The following is a 16,421-nucleotide window of genomic DNA, read 5'->3' as shown; positions in this document are numbered from 1 at the left end:
GTCTCCGCGGCCCGGCGTAGGCTCGGATCCGGTGGGCGACCCCCCGCGCGTCCCGCGAGGACACGGCCGGGGCTGCCCCGGCAAAGACGGCCACAACGCTTAAGGAACCACCTGATGGAGCTTGGTCTCGTCGGTCTCGGCAAGATGGGCGGCAACATGCGCGAGCGCATCCGCCGCGCAGGCCACACCGTCATCGGATACGACCGCAACCCGGACCTCGCGGATGTCCACAGCCTCCGCGAACTTGTGGACAGCCTGCAGGCCCCCCGCGTCGTGTGGGTCATGGTCCCCGCCGGCGCGGCGACGCAGTCCACCATCGACGAGCTGGGCGAGCTGCTCTCGATCGGCGACGTCGTCGTCGACGGCGGCAACTCCCGCTGGACGGACGACGAGAAGCACGCCGAGGAGCTGGCGGCCAAGGGCATCGGCTTCGTCGACTGCGGTGTCTCCGGCGGCGTCTGGGGCCTGGAGAACGGCTACGCGCTGATGTACGGCGGCGCCAAGGACCACGTCACGCGCGTCCAGCCGGTCTTCGACGCCCTCAAGCCCGAGGGCGAGTTCGGCGCCGTGCACGCCGGCAAGGTCGGTGCGGGCCACTTCGCGAAGATGGTCCACAACGGCATCGAGTACGCCATGATGCAGGCCTACGCCGAGGGCTGGGAGCTCCTGGAGAAGGTGGACTCGGTCACCGACGTCCGCGAGGTCTTCCGTTCCTGGCAGGAAGGCACGGTCATCCGTTCCTGGCTGCTGGACCTGGCCGTGAACGCCCTCGACGAGGACGAGCACCTGGAGCGGCTCAAGGGCTTCGCGCAGGACTCCGGCGAGGGACGCTGGACGGTGGAGGCGGCGATCGACAACGCCGTACCGCTGCCCGCGATCACCGCGTCGCTGTTCGCGCGGTTCGCCTCGCGCCAGGAGGACTCCCCGCAGATGAAGATGATCGCCGCACTGCGCAACCAGTTCGGCGGCCACGCGGTCGAGAAGGCCTAGCCGCCCCGCGGCGGGCACGCAGCACAGCACCACGAAGAGCAGTTGGGAAGCCGGGGGAGGTCGGCGCCGCATGCATGTCTCGCATCTCTCATTGGCCGACTTCCGCTCGTACGCCCGGGCCGAGGTTCCCCTCGACCCGGGCGTCACCGCTTTCGTGGGACCCAACGGCCAGGGCAAGACCAACCTCGTCGAGGCGGTCGGCTACCTCGCGACCCTGGGCAGCCACCGCGTCTCCTCGGACGCCCCGCTCGTACGGATGGGCGCGGACCGGGCGGTCGTCCGCGCGGCCGTCACCCAGGGCGAGCGTCAGCAGCTGGTCGAGCTGGAGCTGAACCCCGGCCGCGCCAACCGGGCCCGGATCAACCGGTCCTCGCAGGTCAGGCCGCGGGACGTGCTGGGGATCGTACGGACGGTGCTGTTCGCGCCGGAGGACCTGGCCCTGGTCAAGGGCGACCCGGGCGAGCGGCGGAGGTTCCTGGACGAGCTGGTCACCGCGCGCTCCCCGCGGATGGCCGGGGTCCGCTCCGACTACGAGCGCGTCCTCAAGCAGCGCAACACCCTGCTGAAGTCGGCGGCGATGGCCCGCCGGCACGGCGGCCGCTCGATGGACCTGTCCACGCTCGACGTGTGGGACCAGCACCTCGCCCGCGCGGGCGCCGAGCTGCTCGCGCAGCGCCTGGACCTGATCGGGACGCTGCTGCCGCTGGCGGACAAGGCCTACGAGCAGCTCGCGCCCGGCGGCGGCCCGCTGGGGCTGGCGTACAAGTGCTCGGCCGGCGAGCCGGTGGACAGCGGCGAGGCCCGTACCCGTGAGGCCCTCTACGAGGTGCTGCTGGCCGCCCTCGGCGAGGTGCGCAAGCAGGAGATCGAGCGCGGGGTGACCCTGGTCGGCCCGCACCGCGACGACGTGGCCCTGCGGCTGGGGGAGCTGCCCGCCAAGGGGTACGCCAGCCACGGCGAGTCCTGGTCGTACGCGCTGGCGCTGCGGCTGGCCTCCTACGAGCTGCTGCGCTCGGAGGGCAGCGAGCCGGTGCTGATCCTGGACGACGTCTTCGCGGAACTGGACGCGCGGCGCCGCGAGCGGCTCGCGGAGCTGGTGGCGCCGGGCGAGCAGGTGCTCGTGACGGCGGCCGTGGACGACGACGTGCCCGGCGTGCTGGTGGGAGCACGGTTCGGGGTGTCCGGCGGTGAGGTGACCCGGTTGTGAACGAGCAGGGCAAGGAATCGCAGCAGGGGCGCAGGCCCCCGGAGGCCTCCGGGGTGGACCTGGCCCGCCAGGCCCTGGCGGCGGCGCGCGAGCAGGCGCGGGCCCGGGGCAACGCGGCGGGCGGCAGGAAGCGCCAGCAGCAGCCGGGGCTGCGGTCGGGCGCCCGTGCGGACGGCCGGGACCCGATGCCGCTGATGGCGGCGCTGGACCGGCTGCGCACCGAGCGCGGCTGGGAGATGCCGATGGCGGTGGCGGGCGTGATGGAGCGCTGGCCCGAGATCGTCGGCCCGGAGATCGCGGCGCACTGTGAACCGCAGCGGTACGAGAACCGTGAGCTGGTCGTGAGGTGCGACTCCTCGGCGTGGGCGGCGCAGCTGAAGCTGCTGGCCCCGCAGCTGGTGGCGCGGCTGAATGCGGATCTGGGGCAGGGCACGGTCCGCTTGATCAAGGTGCAGGGACCGGGCGGGCGCCCGAAGGGCTACGGGCCCTGGCGGGCTCCGGGGAGTACCGGACCCGGCGATACCTACGGGTGAGTAGCACCCGCGGACGGCCTCCGTGCCCGCGTTTGCGGGTGGCGTCCCTCACGGTAGCCGGAGGTTGACAGCCCGAAGCGCTGGGTGCCCGTGTGAGCCTCTTTGAGCCCCTCCCCGAATGTGGGGAGTCGGAGAGAGGAGGTTCAGGGCGGCACATGCGGACTCAGGTACCGGCAAACCCCCATTCATGTCCGTGGTACCGGTAGACTGGAGCAAATCCCGCCCGTTCGCGGGATCACGCAGACAACGCAGATCGACGCGGCCGCTCCCGCCGGCGCACTTGCTGGTCCGGAGTACGGGCTGCGCTGTGCCAGAAAGGGCGCTTCGTGGCCGATTCCGGCGACTCCAACGAGAAGAATTACGACGCCAGTGCGATCCAGGTCCTCGAGGGCCTGGACGCGGTCCGCAAGCGGCCGGGTATGTACATCGGCTCGACGGGTGAGCGTGGTCTGCACCACCTCGTCTACGAGGTCGTCGACAACTCGGTCGACGAAGCGCTGGCCGGGCACGCGGACACCATCGACGTGACGATCCTCGCCGACGGTGGGGTGCGCGTGGTCGACAACGGTCGCGGTATCCCGGTCGGCATCGTCCCGTCCGAGGGCAAGCCGGCCGTCGAGGTCGTCCTGACGGTCCTGCACGCGGGCGGCAAGTTCGGCGGCGGCGGCTACGCCGTCTCCGGCGGTCTGCACGGCGTCGGCGTCTCCGTCGTGAACGCCCTGTCGACCAAGGTCGCGGTCGAGGTCAAGACGGACGGCCACCGCTGGACCCAGGACTACAAGCTGGGCGTGCCGACGGCCCCGCTGGCCAAGAACGAGGAGACCGCCGAGACCGGCACCTCGGTCACCTTCTGGGCCGACGGCGACATCTTCGAGACGACCGAGTACTCCTTCGAGACGCTGTCGCGGCGCTTCCAGGAGATGGCCTTCCTGAACAAGGGCCTGACCCTGACGCTGACGGACGAGCGCGAGTCGGCGAAGGCGACGGCCGGAGCGGACGACCCGGACGCGGACACGGCCGAGCCCCAGGCGCGCAAGGTGAAGTACTACTACGAGGGCGGCATCGTCGACTTCGTGAAGTACCTCAACTCGCGCAAGGGCGAGCTGATCCACCCGACCGTCATCGACGTCGAGGCCGAGGACAAGGAGCGCATGCTCTCGGTCGAGATCGCGATGCAGTGGAACTCGCAGTACACCGAGGGCGTCTACTCCTTCGCGAACACGATCCACACGCACGAGGGCGGCACCCACGAAGAGGGCTTCCGCGCGGCGCTGACCGGTCTGGTCAACCGCTACGCGCGGGACAAGAAGCTGCTCCGCGAGAAGGACGACAACCTCGCCGGCGAGGACATCCGCGAGGGTCTGACGGCGATCATCTCGGTCAAGCTGGGCGAGCCGCAGTTCGAGGGCCAGACGAAGACCAAGCTGGGCAACACGGAGGCCAAGACCTTCGTGCAGAAGGTCGTCCACGAGCACCTGAACGACTGGTTCGACCGCAACCCGGTCGAGGCCGCGGACATCGTCCGCAAGGCGATCCAGGCGGCCACGGCCCGCGTCGCGGCCCGCAAGGCCCGTGACCTGACGCGCCGCAAGGGCCTGCTGGAGAGCGCCTCGCTGCCGGGCAAGCTGTCCGACTGCCAGTCGAACGACCCGACCAAGTGCGAGATCTTCATCGTCGAGGGCGACTCCGCCGGCGGCTCGGCCAAGTCCGGCCGCAACCCGATGTACCAGGCCATCCTGCCCATCCGCGGCAAGATCCTGAACGTCGAGAAGGCGCGCATCGACAAGATCCTCCAGAACACCGAGGTCCAGGCGCTGATCAGCGCCTTCGGCACCGGCGTCCACGAGGACTTCGACATCGAGAAGCTCCGCTATCACAAGATCATCCTGATGGCGGACGCCGACGTCGACGGCCAGCACATCAACACCCTGCTGCTGACCTTCCTCTTCCGCTTCATGCGTCCGCTGGTCGAGGCCGGTCACGTGTACCTGTCGCGCCCGCCGCTCTACAAGATCAAGTGGGGCCGCGACGACTTCGAGTACGCGTACTCGGACCGCGAGCGCGACGCCCTCGTGGAGCTCGGCAAGCAGAACGGCAAGCGGATCAAGGAAGACTCGATCCAGCGCTTCAAGGGTCTGGGCGAGATGAACGCCGAGGAACTGCGCGTCACCACCATGGACGTGGACCACCGCGTGCTCGGCCAGGTCACGCTCGACGACGCGGCGCAGGCCGACGACCTGTTCTCGGTGCTGATGGGTGAGGACGTGGAGGCCCGGCGCTCCTTCATCCAGCGCAACGCCAAGGACGTCCGCTTCCTCGACATCTGAGTCGGCCCGACGCTGACCGCCGCCTGAAAGGATTTCTGACCAGCAATGGCCGACGAAACCACCCCCACCGCAGAGAATCCCGCGGAAGAGGAGCAGCCCGTGCTGCGCATCGAGCCCGTCGGGCTCGAGACGGAGATGCAGCGCTCCTACCTCGACTACGCGATGTCCGTCATCGTCTCGCGCGCGCTGCCCGACGTGCGGGACGGCCTCAAGCCCGTCCACCGCCGCGTGCTGTACGCGATGTACGACGGCGGCTACCGGCCCGAGAAGGGCTTCTACAAGTGCGCCCGCGTCGTCGGCGACGTCATGGGCACCTACCACCCGCACGGTGACAGCTCCATCTACGACGCCCTGGTCCGCCTGGCCCAGCCGTGGTCGATGCGCATGCCGCTGGTGGACTCCAACGGCAACTTCGGCTCCCCGGGCAACGACCCGGCGGCCGCCATGCGCTACACCGAGTGCAAGCTGATGCCGCTGGCCATGGAGATGCTCCGGGACATCGACGAGGAGACCGTCGACTTCCAGGACAACTACGACGGCCGCAACCAGGAGCCGACGGTCCTCCCGGCCCGCTTCCCGAACCTGCTGGTCAACGGCAGCGCCGGCATCGCGGTCGGCATGGCCACCAACATCCCGCCGCACAACCTGCGCGAGGTCGCGGCCGGCGCCCAGTGGGCGCTGGAGCACCCGAACGCGACGCATGAGGAGCTCCAGGACGCGCTCATCGAGCGCATCAAGGGCCCGGACTTCCCGACCGGCGCGCTCGTCGTGGGCCGCAAGGGCATCGAGGAGGCGTACCGGACCGGCCGCGGCTCCATCACGATGCGCGCGGTGGTCGAGGTCGAGGAGATCCAGAACCGCCAGTGCCTGGTGGTCACGGAGCTTCCGTACCAGACCAACCCGGACAACCTCGCGCAGAAGATCGCCGACCTCGTCAAGGACGGCAAGATCGGCGGCATCGCCGACGTCCGCGACGAGACCTCCTCGCGGACCGGCCAGCGCCTGGTGATCGTGCTCAAGCGCGACGCCGTCGCCAAGGTCGTGCTGAACAACCTCTACAAGCACACCGACCTGCAGACGAACTTCGGCGCGAACATGCTGGCGCTCGTGGACGGCGTGCCGCGCACGCTGTCGATCGACGCCTTCATCCGCCACTGGGTGACGCACCAGATCGAGGTCATCGTCCGGCGCACGAAGTTCCGCCTGCGCAAGGCGGAGGAGCGCGCCCACATCCTGCGCGGTCTGCTCAAGGCGCTGGACGCGATCGACGAGGTCATCGCGCTGATCCGGCGCAGCAACACCGTCGAGATCGCGCGCGAGGGCCTGATGGGCCTCCTGGAGATCGACGAGATCCAGGCGAACGCGATCCTGGAGATGCAGCTGCGCCGCCTCGCCGCGCTGGAGCGGCAGAAGATCGTCGCCGAGCACGACGAGCTCCAGGCCAAGATCAACGAGTACAACGCGATCCTGGCCTCCGAGGACCGCCAGCGCTCCATCGTGAGCGAGGAACTGGCCGCGCTCGTCGAGAAGTTCGGCGACGACCGGCGTTCCAAGCTGGTGCCCTTCGACGGTGACATGTCCATCGAGGACCTGATCGCCGAAGAGGACATCGTCGTCACCATCACGCACGGCGGTTACGTCAAGCGCACCAAGACCGAGGACTACCGCTCGCAGAAGCGCGGCGGCAAGGGCGTGCGCGGCACGAAGCTGAAGCAGGACGACCTGGTCGACCACTTCTTCGTCTCCACCACGCACCACTGGCTGCTGTTCTTCACGAACAAGGGCCGGGTCTACCGGTCCAAGGCGTACGAGCTGCCGGACGCCGGCCGCGACGCGCGCGGCCAGCACGTGGCGAACCTGCTGGCCTTCCAGCCGGACGAGAAGATCGCGCAGATCCTGGCCATCCGCGACTACGACGCGGCGCCCTACCTGATCCTGGCCACCAAGGGCGGCCTGGTGAAGAAGACGGCGCTCAAGGACTACGACTCGCCGCGCTCCGGCGGTGTCATCGCGATCAACCTCCGGGAGACCGGCGCCGACGGCGCCGACGGCACCGCCGACGAGCTGATCGGCGCCGAGCTGGTGTCCGCCGAGGACGACCTGCTGCTGATCAGCAAGAAGGCGCAGTCGATCCGCTTCACGGCGACCGACGACGCGCTGCGCCCGATGGGCCGTGCGACCTCGGGCGTGAAGGGCATGAGTTTCCGAGAAGGAGACGAACTGCTCTCCATGAGCGTGGTCCGGCCCGGTACGTTCGTCTTCACCGCGACCGACGGCGGCTACGCCAAGCGGACGGCCGTCGACGAGTACCGCGTCCAGGGCCGTGGCGGTCTGGGCATCAAGGCCGCGAAGATCGTGGAGGACCGCGGGTCGCTCGTAGGGGCGCTCGTGGTGGACGAAACGGACGAGATTCTCGCCATCACGCTCAGCGGTGGTGTGATTCGTACGCGCGTCAATGAAGTCAGGGAGACCGGCCGTGACACCATGGGCGTCCAGCTGATCAACCTGGGCAAGCGCGATGCCGTGGTCGGCATCGCCCGCAACGCCGAAGCCGGTCAGGAAGCTGACGAGGTCGAGGTCGACGAGAACGAGACCGAGGCGGCCGACGCACCGGCCGTCGAGGGCGCCGAGGGCACGCAGCCTTCGGCCGGGGAGCACGAGGAGTAAGTCGTGAGTGGAGCCACGGGCGCCGGACCGGCCAAGACTGGAGCGAACGGTGCCCGTGGCCCCGCCGCGGACTCCCAGGGGGGAACCGTGACGGACACCCGAGGACCGAAGGCACCGGACGGCGCCGAGGTCGAGACCGCGGCCGGCGCGGAGCAGGACAAGCCCGCGCAGCCCTACCAGCCGCCGCAGGCGTACGCGGCTCCCGCGGGCCCCGGTGCCCCGCGCGGCGCCGGCGGCGCGGCCGCCACCCAGCGCAAGCCGCGTACGGCCGTCCGTACGGCCCCCAGGACGCGCAAGGCGCGGCTGCGGGTGGCCAAGGCGGACCCGTGGTCGGTGATGAAGGTCAGCTTCCTGTTGTCGATCGCGCTGGGCGTCTGCACGATCGTGGCGGCGGCGGTGCTGTGGATGGTCATGGACGCGATGGGCGTCTTCTCGACCGTCGGCGGCACGATCAGCGAGGCGACCGGCTCGAACGAGGGCAACGGGTTCGACCTGCAGTCGTTCATGTCGCTGCCGCGCGTGCTGATCTTCACGTCGGTGATCGCGGTGATCGACGTGGTGCTGGCGACGGCGCTGGCGACGCTGGGCGCGTTCATCTACAACCTGTCGGCGGGATTCGTCGGCGGCGTCGAGCTCACCCTCGCCGAGGACGAGTAGGCCTTCCGGGGAAGCGTCGGTGACGGGTCGGATGACCTGCGCAGACGCCTCCCGGGAACCGATTTTGGCCTGACCGGGTCTGTGCGCTAATCTTCAGGAGTCAGCGCGCAGCGCGGAGGGGCTATAGCTCAGTTGGTTAGAGCGCATCCCTGATAAGGATGAGGCCACAGGTTCAAATCCTGTTAGCCCCACAGTGTCGAAGACCCCCAGGCCCAAGGCCTGGGGGTCTTCTTCGTTGGGCCAGTTGGCGGACCGACAGGTCACCGATCGGTATCGGTCGGTGTGTATTGTTGGGCGCCAGAAGTCCCCTACGTCAACGAAAGACGAGGTCGCGCGGTGAAGAAGCTGCTCCTGGTCGCACTGGCCGCCATCGGCGGGCTCCTCGTGTACCGCCAGATCCAGGCGGACCGCGCCGAGCAGGACCTGTGGACGGAGGCAACCGACTCCGTGCCCTCTGGTTCCGGTGTGTGAGACCGAAGGCTGAGTTCATGAAGCCCCGGCTGCCGCTGCGGCCGGGGCTTTGTGCTGTTCTGTGACGAAAACTTACGTTTTGCAAAGATTTGGCTTGCGCTAGCAAACTCGGGGTGGGCGTGATGGGTCGGGTACGGGCGACGGTGTGGGCGGCGGCCCTCGGCACGGTGCTGGCCGGCGTTCCCGCCGCCGCGCACGCCGGGCAGAGCGCGCCCCAGCCGCCGCCCGCCTACCGCGCCGCCGACGGTGCCGGGAAGGTCGAGGGCAAGCCCTCCACGGCGGACGCCCCGCTCATCGAGGCCGGTAACACCTACGAGGACACCCTCGGGCCCGGGGACCGCCTCTACCGGCTGGTCCTGGAGCAGGACGGCTCCGACGCCTACGTCTCCGCCGTGCTCCGGCCCCCGGCGGGCGCCAAGGTCTCCGGCAGCGACGGCGTCGAGGTCGAGATCATGACCACCGCCGGGCGCTCGTGCCCGGAGAGCACGGGGCGGGCGACCTTCGGCTACGACGCGGTGCCCCTGGCCGCCGCCGGGGTCCGCCGGGGTTCCGAGGACGGCGACTGCGCTCCCGCCGGCGTGTACTACGCCAAGGTGACCCGGACTTCGGCCAAGGGGTCCGACCAGAGCCCCTGGCCGCTCGAACTCAAGGTCCAGCGCGAACCGGGCCGCGGACCGGGCGCCCCCACCACCGCGCCCAGCGGCCGGCCCACGGAAGCCCCGTCCCTGCCCGGCACCGAGGCGGTGGGCCGGGCCGGCGGCACCGGCTTCAACGACGCACGGGCCCTGGGCGCCGGCGTGTGGCGCGACGAACTGCGCCCGGGGCAGACCCGCTGGTACCGCGTCCCGCTGGACTGGGGGCAGCGGCTCGGGCTCGGCGCCGAGCTGGCCGCCGCGAAGAGGACCAAGGAGTTCACCTCCGCGTCGGGCGGACTGAGCGTCACCCTCCACAGCCCGTTCCGCGGCCAGGTCTCGGGCAAGGCCGTGTCCTACGACGGCGTGCAGGCCGGGGTCACCCTGGAGAAGACCCCGCCGGTCGACTACGCGAACCGCTTCTCCGCCGACCGCGGGACCCGGCCCGTGAGCGTTGCGGGCTGGTACTACGTCGCCGTGACGATGGGCGCGAAGGTCGCCGACTTCACCGAGGACGCGGTGCCCGTCCCGCTGACCCTGCGGCTGGAGGTCACCGGGAACCCGGTCAAGGCGCCCGCGTACACGGAGGATCCGGCCGCGGGCGGCTTCGGGGTCGCGGCAGCGGACCGGGCGGCGGCGCGGGAGGGGCTCACGGCCCCCGAGGCCGCCGAGGCGGCCGGGACGCGCTCGCTGATGCGCGTCGTGGCGGGAGCCGGCTTCGGCGCGGGGGCGCTGCTGCTGGCGGTGCTGGGCGGCTGGGTCCTGCTCGGCCGGCGGGGGCGCCCTACATCTGCGTGAGGGCCCAGACGCCGACCGCGAAGCACAGCAGCGCCGCGGCGAGCAGGGAGGCCACCGCCTTCGGCGGGGGCGGGGCGATGCCGCCGCGCCTGCCGACCGGCGCGGCCGCGGGGACGGCCGGGACCGCCGCACCGGCCGCCCCGGGTGCGGCCGGCGGGGGCAGGTGGAAGCTGCCCGTCTCCGAAGGCCCGTACGAGGGCCCGTACGAGGGTGTGTGCGGGGGCCCGTACGACGGGTCGTGCGGGGGCGTGTGCGGGGGGCCGTACGAGGGCGCGGGGACCGCGGCGGGAGCGGCCTGTCGCGGGACCGGGGGCACGGTGGCGGAAGCGCTGCGGGGGTCGGTGCGCGGGGGCTGCGCGGCCACAGTGGCGGCGGAGCCGCCGGACGCGGCGGCGCCCGCCGTGGGCGGCTGCGCGGCCGCCCCGGAAGCCGTGGCCGGCGCGGCGTCGGGAGCGGACGGGGGCGTGCCCGTCGGGCCTTCGGGGCCGAATCCGGGCGGGAGCGGACCGAGTTGGTCGAACACCTCCACCGGATCCTCGTCCGCGGCGGGCGGGGGCAGTAGTTCAACGGCCCCGGCAAGGGCCTTGCGCGCCCCTGTGGCCGTCCGGAAGCGGTTCTGGGGGTCGGGCTGAAGGAGGTTCGCGACGACGTCCCAGAGCGGGCCGGGGACGCCCTGGGGGGCGTCCGGGGTCCCGTGGGTGCGGAAGTGGTCCACCAGGGCCCGGGAGTCGGGTTTCCTGCCCTGGAGGAGGTACAGGGCGACGAGTCCCACGGCGAAGAGGTCGGCGGCGAAGTCGGGCTCCGCCCCCATGAGTTGCTCGGGTGCGAAATAGCCCGGCGTGCCGACCACGTAGTCGGTCTCGGTCAGGCGGGGCTCGCCCTTGCGCATGGAGATGCCGAAGTCGGACAGCCGCAGGTGCGGCCGCCCGCTTCCGGTGGCCTCCAGAAGGATGTTGGCCGGTTTGATGTCGCGGTGCACGACGCCTTCCGCGTGCACGGCCGCCAGGCCCGACAGGAGCTGGTCGAGCAGCGTGCACACGAAGCGGGGCGGCAGGGGCCCGTAGTCCCCGATCACGTGGCCGAGGGATCCGCCGCCGACCAGGTCCATCGTGAAGAGGACCTTGTCGTCGTCGGCCGCCCAGCTGGCGGGAGCCAGTACGTGCGGGTGGTCGATCCGCAGCGCCTGCTCCCGTACGAACCGGAGCAGCGTGTGGGCGTCGCCCTGCAGGAGGACCTTCGCGGCGACGTAGCGGCGACGGCGGTGGTCCCAGGCCCGCCACACGGCACCCGCGCCCCCGCGCCCGATCGGATCGATCAGCTCGTACCGGCCGGCGAAGACCTCACCCATCGCTGTGCCCGTCCCCCGTCACCGTCGTCCCCCGTCGTCCCCCGTCGTGCGTGTCAGTTCTGGTGCGCCTCGTAGTGGGCGACCGCGTCCGAGGTGCGGCCCGCGCCGTACACCCGGAGGAACTCTGCCAGTTCCGGATGGCTGGGGGCGAGGCTGTTCGCCGCGTCGATGATGTCGCCGGCCGCGGAGACCGAGCGCAGCAGCGACTGGATCTCGCGGACCACGCGCTTGACGGTGGGCGCGCCGGAGCCGGTGGTGGCCTGACCGCTGCTGCTGAGGACGGATCCCCCCTGGGTCTTCTTGATCTCGTCCATCCGGTCGGTCGCCTCCGCCGCGCTGACACTGCCGTCGGCCACCTGTCCGGCGAGGTCCTGGAGGGCCTGCACGCGCTGGACCACGGCAGGGTTGCCGATCTTGGCGCGCTGGCCGCTCATCAGTTGGGACAGCATGGGCGCCGACAGTCCGAGTACGGCAGCGAGCCTGGCCTGATTCAGGCCGAGGTCGTCTATGAGCCTGCGGAAGAGCGCCCCCAGCGGCTCTCCGTACCAGCTGCGCTGAAGCTCTCTGGCTCTGGCCGTGGCCTCTTGCTGCACTGCGTCCACTCTTACTACTCCCCTTCGCTGGTGCGAACCTCGCGAGCATCTTACGGAGAGTGGTCGCAGGGCGGGAGTCCCTATCATTTTGCGAGATGCGGGGGTAGACCCGGTACTCTGTTCTGCGGAACGACCACATCCCTCGCACGGGACAGGTGCGTCCAGTTCCACGGGGCCTTAGCTCAGTTGGTAGAGCGCTGCCTTTGCAAGGCAGATGTCAGGAGTTCGAATCTCCTAGGCTCCACATCTAAATGCCTCCGACCTGCGGAAACGCTGCTCGGGGGCATTTTTTTCGTGCCCGGCCGCGGGGGTGTGCCCGGCCGTGCGGCGGGCAGTGGCCCGCGGGTATCGAAGGTCTGCCCGGCCGTTCCTCCCCTCCGTGCCCCCGCGGACCGGGGCCCGGGGCCCGCGGTGCAGTCCCGGGCCCGCGCCGACCGGATTTCCGGCCCGGCCGGCACGGAGTTGACGGTCCGGGCCGGTCGTGCGCCGGCACGGTCCCCCAACACCGCGACCCGTCGGCCCACTTGACGGCCACGGCCGGCGGGAGGTCCCCGGCAGCCCTCGACAGCTCCTCGACAGGTCCTCGACAGGTCCTCGACGGGTCCTCGACGGGTGCGCGCCGGACCGCGACCGCGCCCGGAGGCCCGGCGTCCCCCGTACGGCCCTGCCGCTGGGCCGCCCGCCGCCCGGTGGCGGACAGTGGAGGGAGGGCATCGACGCAGGGGGGAACCCTCACGCCGGAGGCGTACAGACATGGGACTCTTCGACTTCCTGAAGTCCGACAAGAAGAAGGCGCACGAGAACGCCGAGAAGGCGCAGGCGCAGGTGCAGCAGCAGGCGGAGAAGGGGGCGGGCCCCTCCAGGAGCGCCGCGGCCGACGCCGTGTCGGCGACCAGGGCCGCCGCCGAGCGCATGGCGGCCGCGGCCCCGCCCGAGCGGGGACCCGCCCCCGCGACCCCGACCCCCGGTTCGGCGGCGCACAAGGCGGTGCCCGCACCGCCCAGGCCCGCCGCGATGCCGAAGCCCGCGCCGCCGTCCACCTCGCCGGGGGCGGCGTACACGCCCACGCCCCACTCGGCCGCGCACAAGGCGGTGCCCGCGGCCCCGGTGGCCAAGCCGCGGCCCACCGCGAAGAAGCGCACCTACACGGTCAAGCAGGGGGACACGCTGGCCGGGATCGCCGCCCGCGAGCTCGGCAACGAGGCGCGCTGGCGCGAGCTCTACGCCATGAACAGGGGTGTCATCGGGGCCGATCCCGACCGCGTGCCGCCGGGTGCGGTCCTGACGCTCCCGGGCTGAACGCGGACACGCACGCGGAAGGGCCCGGCCCCCTCGGGGGCCGGGCCCTTCCGCGTCACCCGTCGGTCGCCCGGCTCGCCCGGCTCGTCCGGGACGTCCGGCGGGTGACCGGCGTCCTACGGGACCGCGCCGGGCTCCGGTCCGGATCCCGCCTCGCGCTCCTTCTCCGCCAGCTCGTCGTCGAAGCTCGCCGGTGCGGCGTCGCGGTCCGACAGCTCGGTCGCCGCGGGCGGCTCGACCAGCCAGTCCGGGTTGGACTGCTGGTCCCACCAGCGCCACGCCAGGTAGGCGCCGGCCGCGAGCAGGCCGACGAGCGCGGCCCCGCGCAGGACCTTGCCGCGGCGCCGTGCCCGCTCGTGCTTGCGCACGAGCTTCTGCACTTCCTTGGCCGTCACCTGGCCGCGCAGCGCCGCCAGCGCCGCGGTCGACCGCGACGCGGCCTCCTCGGCCACGGGCGTGGCGGCCGCGATGGCGCTCTCGATCTTCGGCTGCGTGTAGTCGGCCGCCTGACGGGCCGCCAGACGGGTCTGGTGGACCGCCTTGGTCGCGGCACGGTCCACGGGTGGCGGCACGTGCGCCCGCGCCGCCTTCAGACGCGGGTGCAGATGGCAGTCGTAGGTCATCCGGGCTTGGCGCGCGGCGCCGGTGGCCGCCTGGGACACCATCGGCGTCAGCCGGTCGTTGGCCTCGTGCGCGTAGTGCACCGCAGCGTCCCTGGCGGATTCCGCGTACGGCGCCACCATTTCAGCCGCGTACCGCACGCTCTCCCTGGCGCTCTCGGCTGCCAGGCGCGCGCTGTCCTTGCCGGTCACGGGATCCTCCTCCTCGGTGGCGGACACAGTTCACCTTTCCACCCTTTGTCGGATCATGCCTGTCACAGCGCCGGCAGGCATGCGTGACAGGGCATACGGGTGGACGATTTCAGTGCCGCGGAGCGCTCCGTGCGACCATCTGGACCGACAGTGATGACTATGGAAGGCAGATCCGTGGCCGAGAAGCTCTACGCCACCCTGAAGACCACCCACGGCGACATCGAGATCGAGCTGCTGGAGAACTTCGCTCCGAAGACCGTCCGGAACTTCGTCGAGCTCGCCACGGGTGCCCGCGAGTGGACCCGTCCCACGGACGGCCAGAAGACCACGGACCCGCTCTACGACGGCACCGTCTTCCACCGCGTCATCAGCGGGTTCATGATCCAGGGCGGCGACCCGCTCGGCAACGGCACCGGCGGCCCGGGCTACGCCTTCGCGGACGAGTTTCACCCCGACCTGGCCTTCACCAAGCCGTACCTGCTCGCCATGGCCAACGCCGGCCCGGGCACCAACGGCTCGCAGTTCTTCATCACCGTCGCCCCGACCGCCTGGCTGACGCGCAAGCACACCATCTTCGGCGAGGTCACCGACCCGGCGAGCCGCAAGGTCGTGGACGCGATCGCCGCCGGCCCCACCAACTCGCGCACCGAGCGGCCGCTGGAAGACGTGATCATCAAGTCTGTCGTCGTCGAGAAGCGCTGAGTCCCCGAACCCCCGGGAACCTTTCCGCCCCGCCCGTCCGTACTGGATACGTACCGCACCGGCGGGGCGCACACCCTGCCGCCGCCGACCGAGGGGACCGATGGACACCGACCGTCTGCCGGGCTGCTACCGCCACCCGGACCGCGACACGGGGATCAGCTGCACCCGCTGCGAGCGCCCCATCTGCCCGGAGTGCATGATCAGCGCCTCGGTGGGCTTCCAGTGCCCCTCGTGCGTCCGCGAGGGCTCCGGCACCGGGCACCGGCCCGCGGCCAACGCGCCCCGCACCATCGCGGGCGGTGTCGTCGCCGACGACCCCCACCTCGTCACCAAGATCCTCATCGGGATCAACGTCGCGGTGTTCCTCGCCGGCCTCGCGGCTCCGGCGATGGTGATCCAGCTCGAACTGCTCGGCCGCTACGTCGAGTACTTCGGCGGCCCTGTGGAAGGGGTCTCGACCGGCCAGTACCAGCGGCTGCTGACCTCGGTGTTCCTGCACGTCGAGTGGTGGCACATCATCGGCAACATGATCGGCCTGTGGGTCATCGGCGGTCCGCTGGAAGCGGCCCTGGGCCGCGCCCGCTACCTCGCCGTCTACCTGCTCTCGGGCCTCGGCGGCAGCGCCCTCGTCTACCTGCTGACCGAGCCGAACACCCCGACCCTCGGCGCCTCCGGTGCGATCTTCGGCCTGCTCGGCGCCACGGTGGTGCTGGCGCGGCGGCTGCGCTACGAGATGCGGCCGGTGATCGTCATGGTCGTGCTGATGCTGGTGCTGACCTTCGTCCCGTTCGGCGGCACCCTGAACGTGTCCTGGCAGGCCCACGTGGGCGGTCTGGTCACCGGCGCCCTGCTCGGACTGGGCATGCTCACGCCGACCGCCGCGAAGCATCGCGCACTCGTCCAGTGGGGCACCTGTGCGGTGGTGTTCCTGCTGGCAGCGGCGCTGATCATGCTCCGTACGGCGGAACTCACCTGATCACACCGGCGTCAACTCTCCACAGAGTTATCCACAGATCTTCTGTCTTTTCCTCAGCTGTGGATGACGCTGTGGATAACTCATGGGGAGAGCTTCCGTCAGAGACCGGGACGTGCTACTTCCACTGCGTGGAGACGCCGAATCCCGCCGCGATGAAGCCGAAGCCGACCACGATGTTCCAGTTGCCCAGGGCCTCGACCGGCAGCTGGGTCTCGGTCACGTAGAAGACGACGATCCACGCGAGACCGATCAGGAAGAACGCCAGCATGACCGGGGCGACCCAGCTGCGGTTCGTCAGCCGGATGTTCTGCGGCTGCCGCGCGGGCGGCGGGGTGTAGTCGTCCTTCTTGCGGATACGTGACTTCGGCACGAGGGGCTCTCCTGTCGATGCGCTGGGGACCTTGCCTGC

At 71.0% G+C, this 16,421-nt stretch carries 15 protein-coding genes and 2 tRNA genes; 13 read left to right on the top strand and 4 right to left on the bottom strand.

Annotation, left to right across the window (positions count from 1 at the left end; all coding sequences use genetic code 11):
- Positions 1–114: 114 nt before the first annotated feature.
- The 9 genes from gnd to AB0O53_RS06120 all read left to right on the top strand — a co-directional run bounded on the left by gnd (position 115) and on the right by AB0O53_RS06120 (position 10,282).
- Positions 115–990 (top strand): phosphogluconate dehydrogenase (NAD(+)-dependent, decarboxylating), encoded by an 876-nt coding sequence (gene gnd, locus AB0O53_RS06160; RefSeq protein ID WP_136230283.1) that lies wholly within the window; start codon positions 115–117, stop codon positions 988–990.
- 70 nt (positions 991–1,060) lie between these two features.
- Positions 1,061–2,197: a DNA replication/repair protein RecF gene (gene recF / locus AB0O53_RS06155; protein WP_350990380.1), complete on the top strand. Its 1,137-nt coding sequence runs from the start codon at positions 1,061–1,063 to the stop codon at positions 2,195–2,197.
- Complete coding sequence (locus AB0O53_RS06150) at positions 2,194–2,730, top strand: DciA family protein (protein WP_350990378.1); 537 nt, start codon at positions 2,194–2,196, stop codon at positions 2,728–2,730. Before recF ends, AB0O53_RS06150 begins: the two co-directional genes overlap by 4 nt.
- A gap of 305 nt (positions 2,731–3,035) precedes the next feature.
- Positions 3,036–5,057, top strand: a complete 2,022-nt coding sequence (gene gyrB, locus AB0O53_RS06145; RefSeq protein ID WP_350990615.1) for a DNA topoisomerase (ATP-hydrolyzing) subunit B — start codon at positions 3,036–3,038, stop codon at positions 5,055–5,057.
- Positions 5,058–5,102: 45 nt separating this feature from the next.
- Positions 5,103–7,724 carry a DNA gyrase subunit A gene (gene gyrA / locus AB0O53_RS06140; RefSeq protein ID WP_350990376.1) on the top strand — a complete coding sequence of 874 codons (2,622 nt, stop codon included), beginning with the start codon at positions 5,103–5,105 and terminating at the stop codon, positions 7,722–7,724.
- An 87-nt stretch (positions 7,725–7,811) separates the two neighbouring features.
- Entirely contained in the window at positions 7,812–8,381 is a 570-nt protein-coding gene (locus AB0O53_RS06135) for a DUF3566 domain-containing protein (RefSeq protein ID WP_403137005.1), read from the top strand.
- 117 nt (positions 8,382–8,498) lie between these two features.
- Positions 8,499–8,572 (top strand) — tRNA-Ile (locus AB0O53_RS06130).
- A gap of 145 nt (positions 8,573–8,717) precedes the next feature.
- Positions 8,718–8,852 (top strand): DLW-39 family protein, encoded by a 135-nt coding sequence (locus tag AB0O53_RS06125; protein ID WP_208809277.1) that lies wholly within the window; start codon positions 8,718–8,720, stop codon positions 8,850–8,852.
- A gap of 122 nt (positions 8,853–8,974) precedes the next feature.
- Complete coding sequence (locus tag AB0O53_RS06120; RefSeq protein ID WP_365193702.1) at positions 8,975–10,282, top strand: hypothetical protein; 1,308 nt, start codon at positions 8,975–8,977, stop codon at positions 10,280–10,282.
- On the opposite strand, the gene AB0O53_RS06115 is transcribed toward AB0O53_RS06120, so the two are convergent.
- A complete protein-coding gene (locus AB0O53_RS06115; RefSeq protein WP_350990373.1) occupies positions 10,269–11,630 on the bottom strand; it encodes a serine/threonine-protein kinase in 1,362 nt (453 codons plus the stop codon). The two genes, AB0O53_RS06120 and AB0O53_RS06115, sit on opposite strands and share 14 nt — an antisense overlap.
- 53 nt (positions 11,631–11,683) lie before the next feature.
- Complete coding sequence (locus tag AB0O53_RS06110; protein WP_350990371.1) at positions 11,684–12,232, bottom strand: helix-turn-helix domain-containing protein; 549 nt, start codon at positions 12,230–12,232, stop codon at positions 11,684–11,686.
- A gap of 162 nt (positions 12,233–12,394) precedes the next feature.
- Here AB0O53_RS06110 and AB0O53_RS06105 point away from each other — a divergent pair.
- Positions 12,395–12,467: transfer RNA gene (locus AB0O53_RS06105), tRNA-Ala, on the top strand.
- Between the two features lie 509 nt (positions 12,468–12,976).
- The gene (locus AB0O53_RS06100; protein ID WP_350990370.1) at positions 12,977–13,522 is read left to right on the top strand and encodes a LysM peptidoglycan-binding domain-containing protein; all 546 of its coding nucleotides are present in this window, start codon (positions 12,977–12,979) and stop codon (positions 13,520–13,522) included.
- A 116-nt stretch (positions 13,523–13,638) separates the two neighbouring features.
- Here AB0O53_RS06100 and AB0O53_RS06095 read toward each other — a convergent pair whose 3' ends face one another.
- Positions 13,639–14,361: a DUF5324 family protein gene (locus AB0O53_RS06095; protein ID WP_350990369.1), complete on the bottom strand. Its 723-nt coding sequence runs from the start codon at positions 14,359–14,361 to the stop codon at positions 13,639–13,641.
- 147 nt (positions 14,362–14,508) lie between these two features.
- On the opposite strand from AB0O53_RS06095, the gene AB0O53_RS06090 reads away from it, so the two are divergent.
- A complete protein-coding gene (locus AB0O53_RS06090) occupies positions 14,509–15,036 on the top strand; it encodes a peptidylprolyl isomerase (protein ID WP_350990611.1) in 528 nt (175 codons plus the stop codon).
- Between the two features lie 100 nt (positions 15,037–15,136).
- On the top strand, positions 15,137–16,012 hold the full coding sequence (locus tag AB0O53_RS06085) for a rhomboid family intramembrane serine protease (RefSeq protein WP_350990367.1): 876 nt from the start codon (positions 15,137–15,139) through the stop codon (positions 16,010–16,012).
- A 115-nt stretch (positions 16,013–16,127) separates the two neighbouring features.
- Here the strand turns inward: AB0O53_RS06085 and crgA are convergent, their stop codons facing one another.
- A complete protein-coding gene (gene crgA / locus AB0O53_RS06080) occupies positions 16,128–16,382 on the bottom strand; it encodes a cell division protein CrgA (protein WP_350990365.1) in 255 nt (84 codons plus the stop codon).
- Positions 16,383–16,421: the final 39 nt, after the last annotated feature.

The sequence above is a fragment of the Streptomyces erythrochromogenes genome, from assembly GCF_040684695.1.
Taxonomy (GTDB): Bacteria; Actinomycetota; Actinomycetes; order Streptomycetales; family Streptomycetaceae; genus Streptomyces; species Streptomyces erythrochromogenes_C.
This window is presented reverse-complemented; position numbering and strand designations above follow the sequence as displayed.

What these genes read in the sequence shown, in the direction of transcription:
- gnd (WP_136230283.1), top strand. Translation starts at nt 115, where the DNA reads ATGGAGCTTGGTCTCGTCGGTCTCGGCAAGATGGGCGGCAACATGCGC.
- recF (WP_350990380.1), top strand. Translation starts at nt 1,061, where the DNA reads ATGCATGTCTCGCATCTCTCATTGGCCGACTTCCGCTCGTACGCCCGG.
- gyrA (WP_350990376.1), top strand. Translation starts at nt 5,103, where the DNA reads ATGGCCGACGAAACCACCCCCACCGCAGAGAATCCCGCGGAAGAGGAG.
- AB0O53_RS06120 (WP_365193702.1), top strand. Translation starts at nt 8,975, where the DNA reads ATGGGTCGGGTACGGGCGACGGTGTGGGCGGCGGCCCTCGGCACGGTG.
- AB0O53_RS06115 (WP_350990373.1), bottom strand. Translation starts at nt 11,630, where the DNA reads ATGGGTGAGGTCTTCGCCGGCCGGTACGAGCTGATCGATCCGATCGGG.
- AB0O53_RS06100 (WP_350990370.1), top strand. Translation starts at nt 12,977, where the DNA reads ATGGGACTCTTCGACTTCCTGAAGTCCGACAAGAAGAAGGCGCACGAG.
- AB0O53_RS06085 (WP_350990367.1), top strand. Translation starts at nt 15,137, where the DNA reads ATGGACACCGACCGTCTGCCGGGCTGCTACCGCCACCCGGACCGCGAC.